Raw genomic sequence first — 21,076 nt, 5'->3', positions numbered from 1 at the left:
TAAGACTACAGACTTGAAAAAGATGATCAAATTCGGAATTATAGGCTGCGGACGGATAGCCCAACGGTTTATGCAGGGCTTTGTCGCCGTAGATGGTGTAGCGTTGGTGGCATCTTACTCAAGGCGAGCCGTTACGGTTGATGATTTTGTAAGTAAATATGGGGGAACGGCTTGCTATAGTATTGACGATTTGCTGGCGAGTGATATTGATGCCGTTTATATTGCAACCTTGCCGGATAGCCACGCCGTATATAGCATAGCTGCCCTTAAGGCGGGGAAGCATGTGCTTTGCGAAAAACCAGCCACCGTAAACTTAGCCGAACTGGATGAGGTTTTAAAAGTGGTTAAGGCAACAGGCTTATTATTTATGGAGGGAATGAAACCGCCCTTTTATCCATTGTACACCAAACTGAAAGACTACCTGGCAACAGATCCCATTGGGCCGGCCGGTTATGTAAGGGCCGGATCGGCTGTTGCCGATTGCCCGCCCGATCATCCAAATTATAACCTGCAGCTTGTTGGCGGCAGCTTAATGGGGATAGGTATTTATGAAGCTTTTTTGGCGATAGACTGGCTTGGCGATTTGCAGGATGTACAAACCATGGGGCGATTTGGCCAGACAGGTATTGATATGTTTGCCATATTCCAAACGATGCATAAAGGTGGGTATTCACAGCTGTATGCAGGTTTCGATTTGCATGGCAAAGGCGATGCGCTGATAGTTGGTCCGCTTGGCCATGTTACCATTCACAAAAACTGGTGGAACCCGGCAAGGGCTACAATTGATTATTTGGATGGCCGTTCGGTCGAAATCAACGAACCTTTTATTGCGGGAGGGTTGAATTACGAACTGGAGCACTTTTGTAATTTGATAAGGAACGGGTTAACGGAAAGCCCGGTAGTGCCACATCAGATGTCGCGCCAGATGATAGATATGATAGATAGGGCGAGAGCGCAGGTGGGGTTGAAATATCCTTGTGAGAAATAGAGTCAAGAGGTTAGAATCAAGAATTAAGACTTTGACCAACTGACCAACTGTCGCGGGGTTTTAACCCGTGACCAACACGGTTTCAGCTTTCAGCTGAACCGCGAAGCCACAGGCTTCGGCCAGGTCTACCCACGAGTTACGCTGCGCTAACCTCGCGGGAGATAAGGTCTGTTGGCGTTGCGGTTAAATTACCTTTTTTAAAGTTATCCCTCTTAAAACTTATTTGAATTCAGCACCGGGTTTTGGCTGGCATTTACCTGGTAGGTATAAATAGCGTTTTGCTCATCAATTTCCACTATTCTGTAGCCCTTATAGTCGGTACCCCAGTTGCCACCAATATGGGAGTCGAAGAAATGAGGGAACTTGTTGCCGGTATAACGCACGCCATCCAGTAAATGATCGTGCCCGTGAAAGGCGGCTTTTACGTTGGGATATTTATGAAGTAATTCGATAGTTTCGGGACAATCCACAAATACATCATTTTTATTCCAGTTTATCGGCGGGATGTGCAGTACCACCAACACAACTTTTTTATCGGTAAACTTATCAAGGGCCGCTTTTATAAATACGTTATCAGGGCAAATGAAGGTGCCTTTAGTGTTGGCGGTATTGGCCAGTACAAAACCAACGTCGCCAAATTCAAGGGTGTACTTATCCTCGTAACCAAAGTTGTTTTTCCAAACCGAGGCATCGGCAAAGTCATGGTTGCCCGGTATAGTATGATATGGCACACTCAGCTTATCAAAATATCGGGATTTAATTTCGGGCAGCAGGTCGGGGCGGTTATGTACCAGGTCGCCGTTTACAATAACCATATCCAGGTGATTTTTATCATGGTCCTGGTTTAGCCACTTTACCATATTGCCGGTATTGGTTGCAAAATCGGTTTCGGGCTGGCCGTAATGGATATCAGAAACCAGCGCAAAGCGTAGTTTAAGTTTGTTTTTTGGGCTGCGCCGATAGCCGTTGCCTGTATTGGCGAATGAGTTAACAGCCGGTAGTAAAGTTAAAGCCGCCATGCCGGTAAGGCTTGTGCCAATGAAGTTTCTGCGGGTGCTCATTTAATGAATGTTGAATTTTTAAATAAAAAACGCTTGGATAATAACTTTCGGGCTTTCATTCCCCCGCTTTATTTCACCACAACCCATCGGTTAACCGTATTCAATTCGCCTTCAATAACTACCTTGTAGAAGCTGGATGGCATGTTTTTTACATCGATTAAAGCATGTTCGGTAGTAACCGGTACTTCGGATGATAATTTATATTCATCGGGTTTGCCGTCCTTATAATTATTGGCAGCAGCCACCCAGATCTTTACTTTGCCTTTGCTATCCATGGCTTTCCAGCTCACATCAAGCGAACCCTGAACCAAATTGGCGTCTGGCTGGGCCACAGTCACCGCGCCGATGAGTGAGATTCCATCTACCTCGCGCAATTGTGCTTCCGGGACTTTTACATTTAAGAAGCTATTGATGGATGGGGTGATATCGACAATGCCGGGTGTATAATATTTAGCATAATTGTTTAGCGGCTTATAGTTGGTTATCATCCAGGTGTTACGTTGCCTGGCGGTTTGGCCGCCGTGGCCTTTACCGGTTTGCTCATCACGACCATGGTCTGTAGTAACAAATATCACCCAATCCTCTTTAAAGTTTTTTTGGCGATATTGTATAGCCTGCCAGATGCGGCCAACCTGGGCGTCCATTTTTTCTATTGCATCATAATATTGCGGGCTATCGCCATGCTGGTGACCCATATCGTCGGTATACTCCAGGTATACCCATGACAAATCCGGCGCCTTATCTTTAATACATGTTGCTGCTGATAATGCCACTTGTTCATCAATCAGGTGCATATAATTGCCGGCCTTATCGTGTGGGAATTTTACGGTATCCAGCTCATAACCATCGTAGGCATAATCCGGATGAACGCTGCCGGCTTCGGGCAGGTTATCGCCAATGAGTTTGGTGCGGTTATCGGTCCAGCTTGAAAATATGGCGGTTTTTTTATTGGGATATGCGTCTTTAAACATCCGGAAAATATTCCAGTAGTTGTAATTAGGCGCTTTAATATCGTTACCCCAAACATTATGTTTATTAACCCATGTAGCGGTAAGCAGGCTGTTGTAGCCGTTGGCAGATATAGTAGGTGTTTGCGAGTAGCCGCCTTTTTCGCCACCAACATGCGCCCGTAAATAAGTACCCTGCGCGGCTATTAGTTTAAGATTGGGCGTATTTAGTTTTTCGATAACATCGGCCGGGATGCCATCGGCAATAATGAATACGGCTTTTTTTACGCGCGTTTGGGCGTTTAACGTAATGGTTGCCAGGCAAAGCAGGCTAAGCAATAATAGTGGAGTACGCTTTTGCATTATAATGTATTAATGTGCTAAGCTAAGATGAAGAAAAAACCGCTGAGTTAATAAATTGTTATGTTTTGGCTTAGCGTATAGGTATACCGAAGCCTGATTGGCATTTTTTTTATCTTTACAACACAAATGAAACCGGATACAAGCGCAACCCAAGCAAAGTGGATTTACCTTTTTATAGGGATGGCGGTTGTTATTAATTTCAGCGGCCTGTTTACCACCATTATGGGCCCCGACCCAAGCCTTTATGCAACCATCGCCAAAAACATGGTGTTGCGCAATGATTACGCTGACCTGTATGCCTGGGGCTCCGACTGGCTGGATAAACCGCATTTTCCATTTTGGGTAATTGCCTTATTTTTTAAGTTTTTTGGCTTTAAAACATGGGCCTATAAACTATCCGCTATATTGTTTATGATGATGGGAGCAGTTTATACCTACTATTTGGCAAAAGCATTATACAATAAACAGATAGCGTTGTGGGCGGTGCTGATATTACTTACCGCCCAGCATATCATCCTATCCAATACCGATGTACGGGCCGAAGCTTATTTAACAGGGCTCATTATTGCAGCTGTTTATCATTTTTATAAGGCCCAAAGCGGCAATAGCATTTGGCACCTGCTGCTGGCTTGCGCATTTACGGCCTGCGCGGTGATGACAAAAGGAATGTTTGCCCTAATCACCATTGGCGGCGCCATTGTTGGTCACCTGCTTATTACCCGGCAATGGAAACAGCTGTTTCACTGGCGATGGTTGTTGGCCATAGTGCTGGTACTTATTTTTATTTTGCCCGAGATATGGTGCCTTTACCAACAGTTTGATCTGCATCCCGAAAAGATTGTATTTGGCCGCACAGGCGTATCGGGGGTTAAATTCTTTTTTTGGGATAGCCAGTTTGGCCGGTTTTTTAATACAGGGCCCATCAAAGGGAGTGGCGATCCGTCGTTCTTTATTCATACTACCCTTTGGGCTTTTTTGCCCTGGTCGCTTTTATTGTTTGTAGCTGTATTCCAGTTCATCAAAAAGGGTATTAAAAATGTACAATCGCACGAGTGGTATTGTATCTGTGGGGCGTTGCTTACGTTTTTACTGTTTTCGACGTCACAATTTCAGTTGCCTCATTACCTTAATATTGTATTCCCTTTTTTTGCCATCATTACCGCCCAGTATCTTTATGGCCTTGCATCGCCTAAAAACATTAAGGCTATACAAATCACCCAAACAGTGGTTATAACAATCATGTTGATTATTATAAGCGCTTTAGGCTACTTTTTTAGGCCATCGGCCCTTAACTGGCTAACTGGGGCTATTATTTTGGTGTTTTTGCTGTTGCTGTTGTTTTTGCCCGGCCGTATTTCCACAGGCATACAGCAAACCATTTTTAAAACAGTGCTGACGTCATTTATTGTAAACCTGTTTTTAAACCTGTGTTTTTACCCCACATTGCTGCATTACCAGGGTGGGAGCGAGGCGGCTATCTACATCAACCATAATAATCCGGGCAAGCTGCCCGTATATGTAACTGCCGGCCAGTTTCACGATGATTTTAACTTTTACCTTGACGCTTCTTTTAAAGAAACCACCCCGGATGGGATGGCTAACCTGCCCAATCAGGTAATACTGTATGCCGATGCAGGGTTGATGAAGGAGTATGTTAACAAAGGGTATAATGTAAAACCGCTAAAAATCTTTAAAAGCTATGCAATTACCCACCTGGCTCCTGCATTTTTAAATAAGGCAACCCGTGATAAGGAATTATATAATATGGAGGTAGCAATCATTCAATCGCCAAAAAAATAAAACAGGTGTAGCGTTTAGGGGATAGTTTATCGTAATGTAGATATAAACCTATCTTTATGATCCGTAAAACAATTTCCATCCTAAGCTTATCACTCGTTGTAATTACTGGCTGTAAGAAAATTGACAGCACCCCCGATACCGGTAAAGATCTTGTATTAACCACGACAGAACAGCAAAAGGTTGCTGCAGATAATGCCTTTTCCCTTAAACTATTTAAAGCTACTTTAAGCGGGAATGGTAATGATAACCTTTTTATATCTCCGTTAAGCGTGAGCATGGCCATAGGCATGACCAGTAATGGAGCAGCTGGCCAAACCCTGCATGATATCCGCAACACGATGGATTTTAACAATTTTACGGAAGACCAGGTAAATAGTTACTACCACAAAATGATAACCGAGCTGCCGCAACTCGACTCAAAAACTACTTTAAAGTTCGCTAACTCCATTTGGTACGCCAATAATTTTACCCCTTTGCCTGCATTTTTGCAAACAAATTCTGCTAATTACAACGCCAGGATTGAATCTGTCGATTTTAAGAACGCGGGCACCAAAGATGTTATCAATAATTGGGTAAGTAGCGCCACCGACGGTAAAATTGCTACGATCATTGATAAACCGACGGATGGTGTAATAATGTACCTTATCAACGCCATTTATTTTAAAGGCAGCTGGGCAAATAAATTTGATGCGGCTAAAACCCAAAAAAGTGTTTTTTACCTGCCTTCAGGCGGTACCGTACAGGCCGATTTCATGGATCAAACTGATTTGCCTTTAAATACTAATATTGTTAACGATGCCCGGGTGCTGGAATTACCCTACAGCAATAAAAAATTCAGTATGGTAATAGTAACACCAACTTCTCAATCGGTACAGGAATACGCAGCCGGCCTCGATTCTGCCAAATGGCAAAGCCTGATGACTGGTTTATCCGGCAGTTATGTTAATGTAAGCATGCCCAAATTTAAGTTTAGTTATGATAAGGAGTTAACGGGGATTTTATCAAACCTGGGTATGGCCAATGCATTTAGCGACCATGCCGATTTTAGCCGGCTAAGCGCCGGTGGCCTCACTATTACCGAAGTAAAACATAAAGCATATATTGAGGTTAACGAAGAAGGTACAACTGCCGCTGCCGTAACTTCGGTAAGTGTTGGCACCACTGCTGTTTTGCCTTATAACTTTAATTTAGACCATCCCTTTATTTTTGCAATCCGCGAAATGAAAACCGGACTGGTGTTGTTTACAGGAGTAGTGAATGACCCAACGAAGTAGCAATGCCGATACATTACCATATTTAAAACAAAAAAGCCTTGCAAAGTTTCAAACCTGCAAGGCTTTTTTGTGTTCATCATTTTGAATTCTACAAACTCTGATTTTATTTCGCGGCAAACAACGTCCACGGATAGGCTTTCATATCGCGCAAATATTTGGCTTGGTAATTATATTCAGGGTGTTGCTTTAGGAAGGGTGCTGCCAGGAAATCATCGCCGCTTGGGTGGCCCATATGCGCCCATAGTTGTAGTTTGCTTATCATATCGGCAGTGGCTACTTTGCCCTGTACGGCGCCCATAGGGTAGTAGGGGCCTTCGCTCCACTCGGGGCAGCCTTTGGGGTCTTTGTCAATATGACCATCAATAACGCAACGGTTTAGCGCGGTTTTATTGTTGAGCGCATCAAAGGTATCGCCTTCTATCGTTTTGCCGTTTGCGGCGTCCAGTTTGCCTTTGTAATTCACGCAAACCAGTTTTTCCATCCTGAGCTTGCGGGCGTTGGGCGAGTTGGTTTTATCGTTTACATCAAAAGTGGTTTCCTGTTTTATCAGGTTGAGGTCGGCAGGGAAGTTGGAGCCTATCATGGCGGTATCTTTTGATCGCCATACTTTCATGGTTTTAAGGCCCAGCTCCAGTTTGGCCACCTCGTTGGTTTTGGTATCGCCAATCAGCCAGTCGTTGGCATAGCCACCGTTATTATCGGTAGTCATTATTTTTATCACATCATCAATACTATTACTGTACTGGGCTGCTTTCCGGGCACGTACAAACTCGGGGGTGCGGGTGGTATCAAAACCTTTAAAACCGGTAATGGTGGTTTCGGTTATTACAATGCCGCTGCTGGTTTCCACAAAATCGTCGCCGCTATGGATAAAGCCAGGTGCGGTGTCCATTAATATATGATTGCCTTTTTCGGGTACGATATCGGCAATTACATTCCAGCGTTCGCCCACAATATAATCTGTCCAGTTATTATGGCCTATAACTATTTTGCCATCTTTGGTATACTTACCTGTGGCTATAAAGGCGCTGCAATTGCCGGGGGCTTTATTATCGCCGCTGCCTGGTTTTACTTTATTCATCAACCCCGGGACATAATATTGCGCAAGCTCGATGTTGGCATTCAGCGCGGTGATATCCAATGTGTCATAATTCATGCCTTTGGCTTTCAAGCCTTCGGTGATACCGCGGATCTCGTCCTGGTATTCTTTACCAATTTTGCCCCACATAAATCGGGCCGATGCCTTGCGGTAAAATGCCCAATCCTTTTTGCTGGTATAGGGCAGGTAATACTGCATCACTTTTATTAACGTATCAATTTCTTTAGATAACAGGTAGCCGTGCTGGTAGCCGATATCGGCAGGCGAACCCGCCAGGTGCACGTAAACCCATCCGTTTTTGTCCTCACGGGAGGCTTTGCCCATGCGGTCATGTGCTACGGTAGTTTTTTCTGTGGGTTTTTGCTTGCAGGCAAATAATAGGGTGGTGATAAAGATGATGGAAAGCGTTTGGGCAAAGTGTTTCATCGTGTTTAACTGCTTAATTGTTAGATGGATGAATATAGGGAAAGAAAATGATAATATCGAAGGAGGTTATGGATGTAACAACGAAATCGATTTAAAAGTTGATCTTGAAGAAAGGTAGCTCCTAAGGAGCAAAAAAGTATTAATTATTTGTTTTCTACAAACAGGTAGCCTCTACGAGGCAGCTTAAAAGTATATTATTTTTTAAAGGCTGACCGTTTGCGGATGAAAAAGTTTAAAAGCAATTTCCTCGATGGATGTAATTTAAAAGCCAAGTAGAACGTCTGTTATATTTTGTGATAAAATGTTTAAATTTGTTATATGACAACGTTTACAATTGAAGTACCCGAAAAAGCACGACAGACACTGGCTGATGTGGTAGAGCAGTTAGGGGGAAAGGTGATTGCCGTAAAGGAAGATGAAAAACTGGATAAGGCCAAAAAAAAATTAACTGTTAAAGAAAAAGAATTTTTAAGAGGATTTGATGAAGCTATCGAGTTTGTAAATCAGTATAAGCCTAATACAACTAACCCTAAAACAATTGACGAGTTATTGAATGAACTATAGCGTTGTTTTTACGCCTTTCTTTAAGCGCGAGTTTAAAAAGCTTTTGAAACGTCACCCTTCCTTAAAAGCTGATTTAGAAATAATTATACGTTTATTGGATGCAGATCCCCGGATGGGTGAATCAATAGGCAATAATTGTTACAAAATACGCATGGCGATAGCCTCTAAAAATAAGGGAAAATCTGGCGGTGCCCGAATAATAACATATGTTAAGTTTGTGAATGAGGAAATTTTCCTGGTATCTATATATGATAAAACGGACTTAGGTAATATTTCAGAAGATGAATTATTGACAAGGCTTAAAAGCATTAAGTAAAGTCCGGCTATTGATTTTAATATTCTGAGGGAGATTTTGGTTCAAAAGGACGGTGATTTTAATAAACGAAAGCAAAATAGACGTTTACCCAACGTAAATATTTGTCCATTGCGCATTTCCGCAATAGGGATGGCAGCGAATACCGGCCTTGAGTTTAATGCCTGTGCAGTATAAGCGAACAGCCCGGGCCGCAGGCATTGCCCTTAAATATCAATTAAGCTTTTTCTCCAGTATTTATGATTTCAGCAAATGCTTCGTAATTGTCAATGTTCATCAATATAGTGTTAGCCATTTTGCTTTTACCGTACAGCTTATCTACCTGCACCGGTTCTTTAAAAGTTATAAGGAGGTTGCCACTACTTTTTATTATTCCCCCTTTAAAGTAAATATCATCTGAATGGTAATCGTTAACAATTTTGTTTATGGAGCAAATGTTAGCTATATCAATTATTGCTCGCCAGCGTAAGCCTGTGCGTAAAAGCAACGTGCTTTGGTTAATTTCCACCCGTCTTTTAATTACTGCGGATAGATCGGCAACCAGGAAAATAACACCGTAAAGGGTAAGTCCCGTAACGATCATGGCCGCCAAATGGCTCCATTTTAGCAGCAGCAGGTGAAAGGCAAACGTTTCGACCATAATAGCCACGAAAAGGATGCACCAAATAGCTATGTAACCAAAATCTGAATGTGTACTAAATGAGCGGCTTTGTGTAAGCGCCGGTTTTTCTTTCGTCCATAGTAACAAGCCATATTTTAAGACAGCCAATTCCGAAGCAATAACTTTTACGCCTAACGAGTCGCCCATGGTGTTGACCATTGCCAGTCGCAGATTGTAAATAGGGTCGGGGAGAAGTGCCTTTTGTGCTTTATACGCTAATCGTAGCCTATTAAATTTCGTGAAGGCGTATATAACAAATATCAGTTCGGCAAGGGCCGATAGTTTACGAATTTGCAATATATATGCTTTTTGCTGCGTGGGAAGCACTATGTAGGCGATCACCGAGCATATGCTTACAACAAACAACAGCCGTTTTGCGGATGTTCGCGAGGGGCGAATAATTATAAGGTAGTATAAAAGAGGAAAAGTAACGATAAAATCGGCCAGCAAGCCATCTGCAACTTTGTTCCTCATGTTTAATGCCACCGCATGTAGTAATGCCCATCCACCAAAAAATATCAAAATGGCTATTATGGTAATTAAAATAATGTTTCGGGCAGATGAGGCTACAGCCATAATATAGTCTTTTTATTGATGTTGTTTTATTAGATAAAATCAGCTAACGCGTGTAATTTGACATCCGATATTTACGCCTACGTGTGCTTATATTAACGCATGGCAAAATACGATAAACTACTTTGCTTTTACATCAATTTAAATCAATTAGGCTCCAACAAGATAACTCGAAAATGCAGGTTAAAACAACTACATAAAATTTATAAAAAAATAACTCACTAACTATTTGATTATTACTGTAAAGTTTCTATCTTTGCCGTCCCTTTCGGGGGGAATAATATGTCTTGAACGAAGCCCTACTGCTTCGATGGACACAAACAAATTAAAGAAATGTCAGGAATTATTGGTAAAAAAGTAGGAATGACCAGCATTTTCGACGAAACAGGGAAGAATATTCCTTGCACCGTAATCGAAGCTGGCCCTTGCGTGGTAACACAAGTTAAGTCTGTAGATACAGACGGATATGCTGCTGTACAGCTGGCATATGGCGACAAAAAGGAAAAAAACACTTCTGGTCCGTTAAAAGGACACTTCCAAAAAGCCGGTACAACTCCAAAGCGTAAGCTTGTTGAATTCAAAACTTTCCAGGATGAAAAATCATTAGGTGATACTATCACTGTTGATATTTTCGCTGCGGGAGATTTTGTTGATGTGGTTGGTACTTCAAAAGGTAAAGGATTTCAGGGTGTGGTAAAACGTCACGGTTTTGGTGGTGTGGGTATGCAAACTCACGGTCAGCACAATCGTTTACGTGCGCCAGGATCTTTAGGCGCGTCATCATGGCCGTCGCGTGTATTTAAAGGCATGCGCATGGCAGGTCAAACCGGTAACGTTCGTGTTAAAACACAGAACTTACAAGTGATTAAGGTTTACGCTGAGCAAAACCTGTTGGTTGTTAAAGGTTCCATCCCCGGAGCTAAGGGTTCATTCGTAATAGTGGATAAATAAGATGGAAGTAAACGTATTAAACGTATCAGGTAAAGAAACAGGTGCCAAGGTGCAGCTTCCTGAGTCGGTATTCGGTATTGAACCAAACGATCACGCGATCTATCTTGATGTTAAGCAATTTTTAGCTAATCAGCGTCAGGGTACACATAAAGCAAAACAGCGTAACGAGATTGCAGGTTCAACCCGCAAATTATATAAACAAAAAGGTACAGGTGGTGCCCGTGCAGGTAGCGTTAAATCTCCATTATTTAATGGTGGTGGTCGCGTTTTCGGTCCGCAGCCCCGCGATTACAGCTTCAAGTTAAACAAGAAGTTAAAATCACTGGCCCGTAAATCGGCTTTATCATACAAAGCAAAGGATAACAACATTTTAGTATTGGAAGATTTTAATTTTGATAGCATCAAAACTAAAAACTACATTAAAATGGAGGCCGACCTGAATGTTACTAATGACAAAACATTATTAGTAGTAGCAGGCGCCGAAAATAACAATGTGTATTTATCAAGCAGAAACCTGAAGAAAACGAAAGTAATTTCGGTTGAGCAGCTAAACACTTATGATGTGTTAAACGCTGGTAAACTGTTATTAACTACAGGCGCTGTTAAAACTTTGGAGGAAGCATTAGCTAAGTAATTATGGAAATTTTAAAGAAACCCCTACTTACTGAAAAAGTAACTCAATTAACCGAGAAACTTAACCGTTATGCTTTCAAAGTTGATCACAGAGCAAACAAAATTCAGATTAAAGGCGCCATTGAGGCAATGTACGGTGTTAACGTTAAGGCGGTAAACACTATGAAATACGTCGGCAAACTTAAAACTCGCAATACTAAGGCAGGCGCCGTATCTGGCCGTGCTGCTACGTATAAAAAAGCGATCATTACTTTGAATGACGGACAAACAATTGATTTTTACAGCAATATATAATTATAGAGATGGCAGTAAAGAGATTTAAACCGGTTACACCGGGTACCCGCTTCAGAGTTGATGTATCTAACTCAGATATTACAACAAACGTTCCTGAAAAGTCGTTGGTTGTATCAGCCAACACAAGATCGGGTGGTCGTAACAACAGCGGTAAAATGACTATGCGCTACTTAGGTGGTGGTCATAAACAAGCATACAGGTTAGTTGATTTTAAACGTAACAAGTTTGATATCCCGGCAAAAGTTGCAACTATCGAGTACGATCCTAACCGTTCGGCACGTATAGCACTGTTACATTTTGTTGATGGTGAAAAACGATATATGATAGCTCCGGAAGGCTTAACAGTTGGAACGGTAGTTGTAGCCGGCGAGACAGCTACTCCAGAGGTTGGTAACACCATGCCTTTGAAGAACATCCCGCTTGGTTCTATCATCCACAACATTGAGTTAAACCCAGGCCAGGGTGGTGTTATTGCCCGCAGCGCCGGTACTTATGCCCAGCTTTCGGCGCGCGATGGTAAATATGCTATCATCAAATTGCCTTCAGGCGAAACACGTATGATACTGTCAACTTGTTTGGCAACTATCGGTACCGTTTCAAACGGCGAAAGAGCAAACGCGGTGTTAGGTAAAGCAGGCCGCAAACGTTGGTTAGGCCGCAGGCCGCGTGTTCGTGGTGTTGCCATGAACCCGGTAGATCACCCTATGGGTGGTGGTGAGGGTAGAGCCTCAGGTGGTCATCCACGTTCACGTAAAGGTTTGTTAGCTAAAGGCTACAAAACTCGTGATAAGAAAAAAGGGTCGGATCGTTATATCATTGAAAGAAGGAAAAAATAATGGCACGTTCAATTAAAAAAGGACCTTATATTGATCATAACCTGGAAAGAAAAGTTCTGACCTTGAATGAATCAAGCAAAAAATCAGTTGTAAAAACATGGTCACGTCGTTCCATGATCTCTCCTGATTTCGTTGGTCACACATTCGCAGTACACAATGGTAACAAGTTTATCCCGGTGTATGTAACAGAAAACATGGTTGGTCACAAGTTGGGAGAATTTGCTCCAACCCGTACATTCCGCGGTCACGCAGAGAAGAAAAAATAACAGGCAATGGAAGCAACAACAAAAATTAAAAAGTCTGTACTAATCAGGCAACAAAAAGAAGCTGCAAAAGCCCTAACCGGTGGTGCATCTGTTGCCAAGTTACAGGACTGCCCAACTTCACCACGCAAGATGCGTTTGGTAGTTGACCTGGTTCGTGGTAAAAATGTATTTTCAGCTTTAAGTATCTTAAAGTTTACTAATAAAGAAGCTGCCATCCGCGTAGAGAAATTATTAGTATCGGCAATTACTAACTGGGAAGCAAAAAACGAAGGTAAAAAAGCCGAAGATCATGGCTTGTTTATTAAAGAAATCTCAGTAGGCGGTGGCCGTCAGCTAAAAAGGTTACGCCCTGCTCCGCAAGGAAGGGGATACCGTATCCGTAAACGCTCAAACCATGTAACACTGGTTGTGGATAGTAAAAACGAAAACAATTAATTTGAAATGGGACAGAAAGCACATCCAATAGGTAACAGATTAGGAATCATCAGAGGTTGGGATTCTAATTGGTTCGGTGGCAATCATTATGCCGACAAATTAGTTGAAGACGAAAAAATCCGCAAATACCTTTCAGCTCGTATAGCTAAAGGTGGTGTATCAAAAGTGGTTATCGAACGCACATTAAAACGCATCACTGTAACTATCCACACTGCCCGTCCGGGTATTGTGATTGGTAAAGGTGGCGCCGAAGTTGATAAGATTAAAGAAGAGTTGAAAAAACTTACCAAAAAGGAAGTTCAGATCAACATCTTCGAAATCAAACGCCCCGAGCTTGATGCACAATTAGTAGCAGAAGGCATTGCAAAACAATTAGAAGCACGTATCTCTTTCCGTCGTGCCATGAAAACTACCATCGCTTCAACCATGAGAATGGGTGCCGAAGGTATTAAGATCATGACATCAGGCCGTTTAGGTGGCGCTGAGATGGCACGTAGCGAACAATATAAAGAAGGAAGAATTCCTTTGCACACTTTCCGTGCTGATATTGACTACGCATTGGCAGAAGCATTAACCACTTATGGTAAAATAGGTGTTAAAGTATGGATCTGTAAAGGCGAAGTTTACGGCAAACGCGATTTATCACCAAACATTGGTGGTGCAAGCAGCGCAAGCGGTAAAGGTGGCAGGCCAGATGGTGCACCGGCATTCGGTGGTCGTGATAACGCTCGCGGTGGCGAACGTGGCGGCGAACGCAGAAATGACAGGAAACCAGGTGGTGGCGATCGCAGAGGCGGTCCCGGAGCAGGTGGTCAAGGTGGTCCTCGTGGTGGCGGTAGCCGTCCGGGTGGTCAAGGTGGCAGCCGTCCAGGTGGTCAAGGTGGCGGTAACCGTCCAGGTGGCCCAGGAAAGAGATAATTATAAAATAGAAAGACAAATATCGTAACGATATAAAAGCTTAAGAAAATGCTACAGCCAAAAAGAACGAAGTTCAGAAAGATGCAAAAAGGCAGGATGAAAGGTTTAGCCACTCGTGGTGCTGAACTTTCATTCGGATCTTTCGGTGTAAAATCACTCGAAGCGGCATGGATTACCAGCCGCCAGATCGAGGCTGCACGTATTGCTGTAACACGTTTTATGAAACGTGAAGGCCAGGTGTGGATCAGGATTTTCCCTGACAAGCCTGTAACCAAGAAACCAGCAGAGGTACGTATGGGTAAAGGTAAAGGTGCTCCTGAGTACTGGGTAGCGGTAGTACGCCCCGGAAGGATCATTTTTGAGGCCGAAGGTGTGCCTATGGAAGTTGCTAAAGAGGCTTTACGCCTTGCAGCACAGAAACTTCCGGTACAAACAAGATTTATTGTACGTAGGGATTACGTAGAAGCATAAATTGGAAGAGTTGAAAAGTTGTAAAGTTTTCTCATGTTGTAAAGTTAGATGCCGAACTTTCAACCATCAAACCAAAACAATACAACGTTGAAACTTTCTACTATTACAACAAATAACACAAGAAGATGAAGAACTCAGAAATTTTGGGACTATCTACAGAAGAACTGGTAGCAAAAATCGGCGAGGAAAGGTCAACCCTTACCAAATTGAAATTTGCTCACGCAGTATCGGCTATCGAGAATCCATCCCGTATAACAAAGGTACGCAAGGGAATTGCTCAGTTAAATACTGAATTAACAAAACGCAAAGCGGCGTCGGCTTCTGAAAAGAATTAATTTTTTAAGCATTCAGAAAAATGGAAAGAAATTTAAGAAAAACACGTACCGGCCTGGTGGTTAGCAATAAGATGGAAAAATCTATTGTAGTGGCTGTTGAGCGTAAAGTGAAACACCCTATCTACGGTAAATTCGTGAAAAAAACCACAAAATTTATGGCTCATGATGAGACCAACACTTGTGGCATTGGCGATACCGTATTGATTATGGAAACCCGCCCGCTGAGCAAGAGCAAAAACTGGAGATTAGTTCAAATTTTAGAAAGGGCTAAATAAGATGGTACAACAGGAATCAAGATTAAACGTAGCCGATAACAGTGGCGCTAAAGAAGTTTTAGTGATCCGCGTGTTAGGTGGTACCGGCAAAAGGTATGCATCTATAGGCGATAAGATAGTAGTAACCGTAAAAAGCGCTTTACCATCAGGTAACGTAAAAAAAGGTACTGTATCAAAAGCCGTAGTAGTACGCACCAAAAAAGAGATCCGCAGAAAAGATGGTTCATACATCCGTTTCGACGATAACGCAGCTGTTTTGTTAAATAACCAGGATGAGCCAAGAGGCACACGTATCTTTGGCCCTGTTGCAAGAGAACTGCGTGAGAAACAATTTATGAAAATTGTATCATTAGCACCGGAGGTATTGTAATCATGGAAAAGAAAAAAATTGCAACACCAGGCAAATTAAAAATTCGCAAAGGCGACCTGGTAAAAGTTATAGCCGGTGATTCAAAAGGATCGCAAGGTAAAGTAGTTGAGGTGATAATAGCAAAAAACAGGGCTGTTGTTGAAGGTGCCAATATGGTATCAAAACATACCAAACCTAATGCTGCTAACCCTAACGGCGGAATTGTTAAACAAGAAGCTGCTATACATATTTCAAACCTAATGCTGGTTGACCCTAAATCAGGTAATACAACCCGTGTTGGCCGTAAATTGAACGATGCCGGCAAATTAGTAAGGGTAGCAAAAAAATCAGGGGAGGAAATTAAGTAATGACTTACGTACCAAGATTAAAATCAAAATACAAGGACGAAATTCGTACTGCACTGAAAGATAAATTTCAGTACAAAAGCGTAATGCAGGTTCCTAAACTGGAGAAAATTGCCATTAACCAGGGTGTTGGCGGTGCTACTACCGATAAAAAACTTATCGAGAACACCATCACCGAGTTAACAACCATCACTGGCCAGCAGGCAGTATCTTCAAAATCTAAAAAAGATATCTCGAACTTTAAATTGCGTAAAAATATGCCGGTTGGCGTACGTGTTACCTTGCGTGACAACACAATGTATGAGTTTTTAGATCGTTTAATCGCTGTTGCCCTGCCACGTATCCGTGACTTTAAAGGCATCAACGACAAAGGTTTTGACGGCAGAGGTAACTATACTTTAGGTATTACAGAGCAAATTATATTCCCTGAGATAAATATTGACAAAATCAATAAAATCCAAGGTATGGATATTACCTTTGTAACCTCCGCAACAAACGATGTTGAAGCATTGGAGTTGTTGAAACAATTTGGATTACCATTTAAAAATCAAAATAGCAATGGCTAAAGAAGGTGTAAAAGCTCGTGAAGTAAAGCGCGCTAAATTGGTTGCTAAATACGCAGAGAAAAGAGCAGCCCTTAAAGAAGCCGGCGATTACGTTGGTTTAGATAAATTACCTAAGGCATCATCTCCGGTAAAATTACACAACCGTTGTAAATTAACCGGCCGCCCACGTGGTTATATGCGTCAGTTTGGTATTTCACGCGTAACATTCCGTGAAATGGCTCTTGATGGCAAAATCCCGGGAGTAAAGAAAGCAAGCTGGTAATTAGTTCAGTAGCAAGTATATAGTATCTAGTAGCAAGACATACCTTGCGAACGGTATTAAAGAGTAGAGGTAGTTAGCATCAAAAAACAAGACAAAATCTTGATACTTGATACTAACTACTTGATACTATAAAAAAGAATTAACCGATGGAAGGTCGCCCCGGATGTTACGGGAAGGAAACCACCATCATAACACAATAAAATGAATACAGATCCAATCGCAGATTATCTTACAAGAGTAAGGAATGCTATTAAAGCCAACCATAGGGTTGTTGAAATTCCTGCATCAAATCTGAAAAAGGAAATCACTAAGGTGCTTTTCGACAAAGGTTACATTGCCAATTACAAGTTTGAGGAAAATGGTCCGCAAGGCAGTATTAAAGTTGCTTTAAAGTACCACCCGATAACTAAAATTTCTGCTATCCGTAGCATTACGCGCATCAGTAAACCAGGTTTGAGGAAATACGCAGGCATGGAAAAAATGCCAAGAGTATTAAATGGTTTAGGTATCGCCATCCTGTCAACTTCTAAAGGCGTAATGTCTGATAAAGAAGCCCGTCAGCAAAATGTAGGTGGCGAAGTTTTATGCTACGTTTATTAATAGGAGAAATTAAGCAATGTCAAGAGTAGGAAAAGCACCGATAGCAATGCCAGCAGGAGTAACCGTTACCGTATCAGCAGATAATGTTGTTACCGTAAAAGGCCCTAAAGGTCAGTTGCAGCAAGCGGTTGATAGCGATATCACCATTGCACAGGAAGACGGTCAGTTACTGGTTCAACGCCCGTCTGATCAAAAACGTCACAAAGCATTACATGGTTTATACCGTGCGCTTATCAACAACATGGTAGTAGGCGTAACCGAAGGTTACAAAATCCAACAGGAATTGGTTGGTGTAGGTTACCGTGCTACCAATACAGGTAATACATTAGATTTAGTGTTGGGTTACTCTCACCACTATGTATTTGAATTGCCAACAGAAATTAAAGTTACAACCACTGCTGATAAGGGTAAAAACCCAACTATCATACTTGAATCAATTGACAAACAGTTAATTGGCCAGGTAGCTGCAAAAATACGTTCGTTACGTACTCCAGAGCCTTACAAAGGTAAAGGTATTAAGTTTGTAGGCGAGATATTGAGAAGAAAAGCAGGTAAATCAGCATCTAAAAAATAATCGTCATGGGAGCTAAATTATCAAGAAGAGACAGGATTAAAAAAGGTATCAGAAAACGCCTTTCAGGATCAACAGAGCGTCCTCGCCTGTCAGTATACAGGAGCAATAAAGGTATTTACGCGCAGATCATTGACGATTTAACCGGTAAAACTATCGTATCAGCATCATCTTTATCAAAAGATTTCGTTGCAGCTGATGGCACAAAGTCTGATCAATCAGTAGCCGTAGGCAAACTGGTAGCTCAGAAAGCTATCGCAGCAGGTATCAAGGATGTGGTTTTCGACAGGAACGGTTATTTGTACCATGGTCGTGTTAAGTCACTGGCCGAAGGTGCACGTGAAGGTGGTTTAAACTTTTAATCGAACAGAGAAATGTCAACAATCAACATAAAAAGAGTAAAAACAAGCGAGATCGAATTAAAAGACCGCTTGGTAAGCATACAGCGTGTTGCCAAAGTAACCAAAGGTGGCCGTACTTTCAGCTTTTCTGCCATCGTGGTAGTAGGTGATGAAAACGGTGTTGTAGGTTACGGATTAGGCAAAGCAAAAGAGGTTACCGAAGCAATTGCAAAAGGTATTGATGATGCTAAAAAGAACCTGGTAAAAGTTCCTATTATCAACAACACAATCCCTCATGAGCAAATTGGTAAATTCAGCGGTGGTTTTGTTTTCTTGAAACCAGCAGCAAACGGTACCGGTGTTATCGCGGGTGGAGCAATGCGTGCAGTATTAGAGTCTGCAGGTATCCACAATGTGTTAGCAAAATCAAAAGGTTCATCAAATCCGCACAACGTGGTTAAAGCAACCGTATCTGCGTTATCACAATTACGTGATGCCCATACCGTAGCACAGCAACGTGGCGTTAGTTTAGGTAAAGTATTTAACGGATAATCAGTCATGGCCAAAATCAAAATAACACAGATTAAGAGCGTGATCGACAGAAGTGAGCGCCAAAAAAAGACTATCGAAGCATTAGGCTTGCGTAAAATTAACCACAGTGTGGAAGTTGAGGCAACTGCAGCTATAATTGGTATGGTTAGAAAAGTTAACCACCTGGTAGCGGTAGAAAATATTTAATATCATGAATTTAAGTAATTTAAAACCTGCAGAAGGTTCTACTAAAAATAGGAAAAGAATTGGCCGTGGTACAGGTTCTGGCCGTGGCGGTACGTCAACCCGTGGCCACAAAGGCGCCGGTTCACGTTCAGGTACAAGCAGCAAGGTAGGTTTTGAAGGCGGTCAGATGCCTTTACAACGCCGTGTGCCTAAGGTTGGTTTTAAAAACCCTAACCGCGTAGAGTATACTGGTGTAAACCTTGATGTATTGCAAGAATTAGTAACAAAATACACACTTGATGTTGTTGATTTTGATACTTTGAAATTACATGGTTTGGTATCCCGTAACGACCTGGTTAAAATTCTGGGCCGTGGCGAATTAACTGCCAAATTAGAAGTTAAGGCACATGCATTTACTGCTACAGCTCAAAAAGCTATTGAAGCAGCTGGTGGTACCATAGTTAAGCTATAATTTTAGGATGAAGAAATTTTTCACCACATTATCCAATATCTGGAAAATAGAAGATTTAAGAGTGCGTATTATAAACACACTCTTATTTCTTGTAATATATCGTGTAGGTTCCTTTGTGGTACTACCGGGGGTTAATCCTGCGTCAGTAGCTAACCAAAAAGCAGAAGGATTAGTAGGATTGCTGAATATGTTTTCAGGAGGTTCATTTTCACATGCCTCTATTTTTGCATTAGGCGTTATGCCTTATATTTCGGCTTCAATTGTGGTGCAATTATTGGGTATCGCGGTGCCTTATTTCACCAAATTGCAAAAAGAGGGTGAAAGCGGCCGTAATAAACTTAACCAGTGGACACGTTACCTAACAATAGGTATAACTGCCCTGCAGGCTATAGGTTATTTAAAATCGCAGATCTCTGCTGATGCTATGATGATCAGTAACCCATTCTTTACTGTTCTTAACATCTTTGTTTTAACGGCAGGTACATTATTTGTAATGTGGCTGGGCGAGAAAATTACAGACAAAGGTATTGGTAACGGTATATCGCTTATCATCATGGTTGGTATCATTGCCCAATTGCCGGTAGCGTTTTTAGCAGAGTTTAGCTCACGGACCAGCGGTACAGGTGGGTTAATCACATTCATTGTTGAAATTGTGGCCTTAATTGGGGTTGTAATGTTTACTATCCTTATTGTACAGGGCACCCGTAAAATTGCTGTACAGTACGCTAAGCGTATAGTAGGTAATAAACAATATGGCGGCGTGCGCCAGTATATACCGTTAAAGGTAAATGCTGCGGGTGTAATGCCTATCATATTTGCGCAGGCATTAATGTTTATACCGCAAACCGTACAACAGTTTATGCCAAACATTTCATCAAACGGTATATTAATTGCGTTATCAAATTATAATTCATGGCAGCATAATACGCTGTTTGGCGTCCTGATCATCCTGTTTACTTACTTCTACACAGCTATTACGGTTAACCCTAACCAGATGGCTGATGATATGAAGAAGAACGGCGGGTTTATTCCGGGCGTTAAACCAGGTAAATCAACTGCCGATTATATAGATGGTGTAATATCAAAAATTACCTTACCTGGATCTATTTTCCTGGCTATTATAGCAATTATCCCGGCAATTGCCAGTTTAGTGGGTGTATCTCCAACCTTCGCAAGATTTTTTGGCGGCACATCGTTAATTATCCTGGTAGGTGTTGTGTTGGATACCTTGCAACAAATAGAAAGCCACCTGCTGATGCGCCATTATGATGGTTTAATGAAAACCGGACGGATTAAAGGACGTACAGCAATGCCTGCTGCTGCCGGAACAAGTCCGACAGCGATCTAATA

30 protein-coding genes are annotated in these 21,076 nt (G+C 42.0%); 26 read left to right on the top strand and 4 right to left on the bottom strand.

The window, feature by feature from the left end; genetic code table 11:
* Positions 1–22 precede the first annotated feature (22 nt).
* Positions 23–988: a Gfo/Idh/MocA family protein gene (locus tag AC1DXF_RS18475; RefSeq protein WP_477450182.1), complete on the top strand. Its 966-nt coding sequence runs from the start codon at positions 23–25 to the stop codon at positions 986–988.
* Positions 989–1,200: 212 nt separating this feature from the next.
* Here the strand turns inward: AC1DXF_RS18475 and AC1DXF_RS18470 are convergent, their stop codons facing one another.
* A complete protein-coding gene (locus tag AC1DXF_RS18470; protein ID WP_477450181.1) occupies positions 1,201–2,049 on the bottom strand; it encodes a metallophosphoesterase family protein in 849 nt (282 codons plus the stop codon).
* A 68-nt stretch (positions 2,050–2,117) separates the two neighbouring features.
* Entirely contained in the window at positions 2,118–3,359 is a 1,242-nt protein-coding gene (locus tag AC1DXF_RS18465; protein WP_477450180.1) for an alkaline phosphatase family protein, read from the bottom strand.
* A gap of 126 nt (positions 3,360–3,485) precedes the next feature.
* Here AC1DXF_RS18465 and AC1DXF_RS18460 point away from each other — a divergent pair, with 126 nt between their 5' ends.
* On the top strand, positions 3,486–5,159 hold the full coding sequence (locus AC1DXF_RS18460; protein WP_477450179.1) for an ArnT family glycosyltransferase: 1,674 nt from the start codon (positions 3,486–3,488) through the stop codon (positions 5,157–5,159).
* Between the two features lie 56 nt (positions 5,160–5,215).
* Positions 5,216–6,433: a serpin family protein gene (locus tag AC1DXF_RS18455; RefSeq protein WP_477450178.1), complete on the top strand. Its 1,218-nt coding sequence runs from the start codon at positions 5,216–5,218 to the stop codon at positions 6,431–6,433.
* A gap of 103 nt (positions 6,434–6,536) precedes the next feature.
* Here AC1DXF_RS18455 and AC1DXF_RS18450 read toward each other — a convergent pair whose 3' ends face one another.
* The gene (locus AC1DXF_RS18450) at positions 6,537–7,958 is read right to left on the bottom strand and encodes a C45 family autoproteolytic acyltransferase/hydolase (protein WP_477450177.1); all 1,422 of its coding nucleotides are present in this window, start codon (positions 7,956–7,958) and stop codon (positions 6,537–6,539) included.
* Positions 7,959–8,276: 318 nt separating this feature from the next.
* Between AC1DXF_RS18450 and AC1DXF_RS18445 the strand changes: the two genes are divergently transcribed.
* Both AC1DXF_RS18445 and AC1DXF_RS18440 read left to right on the top strand, forming a co-directional pair.
* Entirely contained in the window at positions 8,277–8,522 is a 246-nt protein-coding gene (locus tag AC1DXF_RS18445) for a hypothetical protein (RefSeq protein ID WP_477450176.1), read from the top strand.
* Positions 8,512–8,838, top strand: a complete 327-nt coding sequence (locus tag AC1DXF_RS18440; protein WP_477450175.1) for a type II toxin-antitoxin system RelE/ParE family toxin — start codon at positions 8,512–8,514, stop codon at positions 8,836–8,838. Before AC1DXF_RS18445 ends, AC1DXF_RS18440 begins: the two co-directional genes overlap by 11 nt.
* Before the next feature lie 214 nt (positions 8,839–9,052).
* Here the strand turns inward: AC1DXF_RS18440 and AC1DXF_RS18435 are convergent, their stop codons facing one another.
* Complete coding sequence (locus AC1DXF_RS18435; protein WP_477450174.1) at positions 9,053–10,072, bottom strand: hypothetical protein; 1,020 nt, start codon at positions 10,070–10,072, stop codon at positions 9,053–9,055.
* Positions 10,073–10,402: 330 nt separating this feature from the next.
* Between AC1DXF_RS18435 and rplC the strand changes: the two genes are divergently transcribed.
* The 21 genes from rplC to secY all read left to right on the top strand — a co-directional run bounded on the left by rplC (position 10,403) and on the right by secY (position 21,074).
* Complete coding sequence (gene rplC / locus AC1DXF_RS18430) at positions 10,403–11,020, top strand: 50S ribosomal protein L3 (protein WP_477450173.1); 618 nt, start codon at positions 10,403–10,405, stop codon at positions 11,018–11,020.
* Between the two features lies 1 nt (position 11,021).
* On the top strand, positions 11,022–11,654 hold the full coding sequence (gene rplD, locus AC1DXF_RS18425) for a 50S ribosomal protein L4 (protein WP_147052926.1): 633 nt from the start codon (positions 11,022–11,024) through the stop codon (positions 11,652–11,654).
* 2 nt (positions 11,655–11,656) lie between these two features.
* Complete coding sequence (gene rplW, locus AC1DXF_RS18420) at positions 11,657–11,947, top strand: 50S ribosomal protein L23 (protein WP_090643376.1); 291 nt, start codon at positions 11,657–11,659, stop codon at positions 11,945–11,947.
* 8 nt (positions 11,948–11,955) lie between these two features.
* The gene (rplB, locus tag AC1DXF_RS18415; protein WP_477450172.1) at positions 11,956–12,783 is read left to right on the top strand and encodes a 50S ribosomal protein L2; all 828 of its coding nucleotides are present in this window, start codon (positions 11,956–11,958) and stop codon (positions 12,781–12,783) included.
* A complete protein-coding gene (rpsS, locus tag AC1DXF_RS18410; protein ID WP_076377419.1) occupies positions 12,783–13,049 on the top strand; it encodes a 30S ribosomal protein S19 in 267 nt (88 codons plus the stop codon). Before rplB ends, rpsS begins: the two co-directional genes overlap by 1 nt.
* A 6-nt stretch (positions 13,050–13,055) precedes the next feature.
* Positions 13,056–13,484: a 50S ribosomal protein L22 gene (rplV, locus tag AC1DXF_RS18405; RefSeq protein ID WP_477359146.1), complete on the top strand. Its 429-nt coding sequence runs from the start codon at positions 13,056–13,058 to the stop codon at positions 13,482–13,484.
* A 6-nt stretch (positions 13,485–13,490) separates the two neighbouring features.
* Positions 13,491–14,402: a 30S ribosomal protein S3 gene (gene rpsC, locus AC1DXF_RS18400; protein ID WP_090643390.1), complete on the top strand. Its 912-nt coding sequence runs from the start codon at positions 13,491–13,493 to the stop codon at positions 14,400–14,402.
* Positions 14,403–14,450: 48 nt separating this feature from the next.
* The gene (gene rplP / locus AC1DXF_RS18395) at positions 14,451–14,873 is read left to right on the top strand and encodes a 50S ribosomal protein L16 (RefSeq protein ID WP_090643396.1); all 423 of its coding nucleotides are present in this window, start codon (positions 14,451–14,453) and stop codon (positions 14,871–14,873) included.
* 125 nt (positions 14,874–14,998) lie between these two features.
* A complete protein-coding gene (gene rpmC, locus AC1DXF_RS18390; RefSeq protein ID WP_090643399.1) occupies positions 14,999–15,208 on the top strand; it encodes a 50S ribosomal protein L29 in 210 nt (69 codons plus the stop codon).
* 20 nt (positions 15,209–15,228) lie between these two features.
* On the top strand, positions 15,229–15,483 hold the full coding sequence (gene rpsQ, locus AC1DXF_RS18385) for a 30S ribosomal protein S17 (protein ID WP_008506277.1): 255 nt from the start codon (positions 15,229–15,231) through the stop codon (positions 15,481–15,483).
* Between the two features lies 1 nt (position 15,484).
* A complete protein-coding gene (gene rplN, locus AC1DXF_RS18380) occupies positions 15,485–15,853 on the top strand; it encodes a 50S ribosomal protein L14 (RefSeq protein WP_073405786.1) in 369 nt (122 codons plus the stop codon).
* 2 nt (positions 15,854–15,855) lie between these two features.
* Positions 15,856–16,200, top strand: coding sequence for a 50S ribosomal protein L24 (gene rplX, locus AC1DXF_RS18375; RefSeq protein WP_477450171.1), 345 nt, complete (start codon positions 15,856–15,858; stop codon positions 16,198–16,200).
* A complete protein-coding gene (gene rplE, locus AC1DXF_RS18370) occupies positions 16,200–16,763 on the top strand; it encodes a 50S ribosomal protein L5 (RefSeq protein ID WP_090529254.1) in 564 nt (187 codons plus the stop codon). Before rplX ends, rplE begins: the two co-directional genes overlap by 1 nt.
* On the top strand, positions 16,756–17,025 hold the full coding sequence (rpsN, locus tag AC1DXF_RS18365) for a 30S ribosomal protein S14 (RefSeq protein ID WP_090643411.1): 270 nt from the start codon (positions 16,756–16,758) through the stop codon (positions 17,023–17,025). The genes rplE and rpsN overlap by 8 nt, the downstream gene beginning before the upstream one ends.
* A 201-nt stretch (positions 17,026–17,226) precedes the next feature.
* Positions 17,227–17,625 (top strand): 30S ribosomal protein S8, encoded by a 399-nt coding sequence (gene rpsH / locus AC1DXF_RS18360; protein ID WP_090643415.1) that lies wholly within the window; start codon positions 17,227–17,229, stop codon positions 17,623–17,625.
* Positions 17,626–17,641: 16 nt separating this feature from the next.
* A complete protein-coding gene (gene rplF, locus AC1DXF_RS18355) occupies positions 17,642–18,199 on the top strand; it encodes a 50S ribosomal protein L6 (RefSeq protein WP_090643419.1) in 558 nt (185 codons plus the stop codon).
* Between the two features lie 5 nt (positions 18,200–18,204).
* Positions 18,205–18,558, top strand: coding sequence for a 50S ribosomal protein L18 (gene rplR / locus AC1DXF_RS18350; RefSeq protein WP_477450170.1), 354 nt, complete (start codon positions 18,205–18,207; stop codon positions 18,556–18,558).
* A 12-nt stretch (positions 18,559–18,570) separates the two neighbouring features.
* Positions 18,571–19,089: a 30S ribosomal protein S5 gene (gene rpsE / locus AC1DXF_RS18345; RefSeq protein WP_090643427.1), complete on the top strand. Its 519-nt coding sequence runs from the start codon at positions 18,571–18,573 to the stop codon at positions 19,087–19,089.
* Positions 19,090–19,095: 6 nt separating this feature from the next.
* Entirely contained in the window at positions 19,096–19,275 is a 180-nt protein-coding gene (gene rpmD, locus AC1DXF_RS18340) for a 50S ribosomal protein L30 (RefSeq protein WP_090643431.1), read from the top strand.
* Positions 19,276–19,279: 4 nt separating this feature from the next.
* Complete coding sequence (rplO, locus tag AC1DXF_RS18335; RefSeq protein ID WP_090643436.1) at positions 19,280–19,726, top strand: 50S ribosomal protein L15; 447 nt, start codon at positions 19,280–19,282, stop codon at positions 19,724–19,726.
* 7 nt (positions 19,727–19,733) lie between these two features.
* Positions 19,734–21,074, top strand: a complete 1,341-nt coding sequence (secY, locus tag AC1DXF_RS18330) for a preprotein translocase subunit SecY (protein WP_477450169.1) — start codon at positions 19,734–19,736, stop codon at positions 21,072–21,074.
* The last annotated feature ends 2 nt before the right edge of the window (positions 21,075–21,076 follow it).

This window comes from Mucilaginibacter sp. P2_A5, assembly GCF_056404995.1.
The sequence above is the reverse complement of the archived record's forward strand: the minus strand, read 5'-3'. Positions and strand labels throughout refer to the sequence as shown.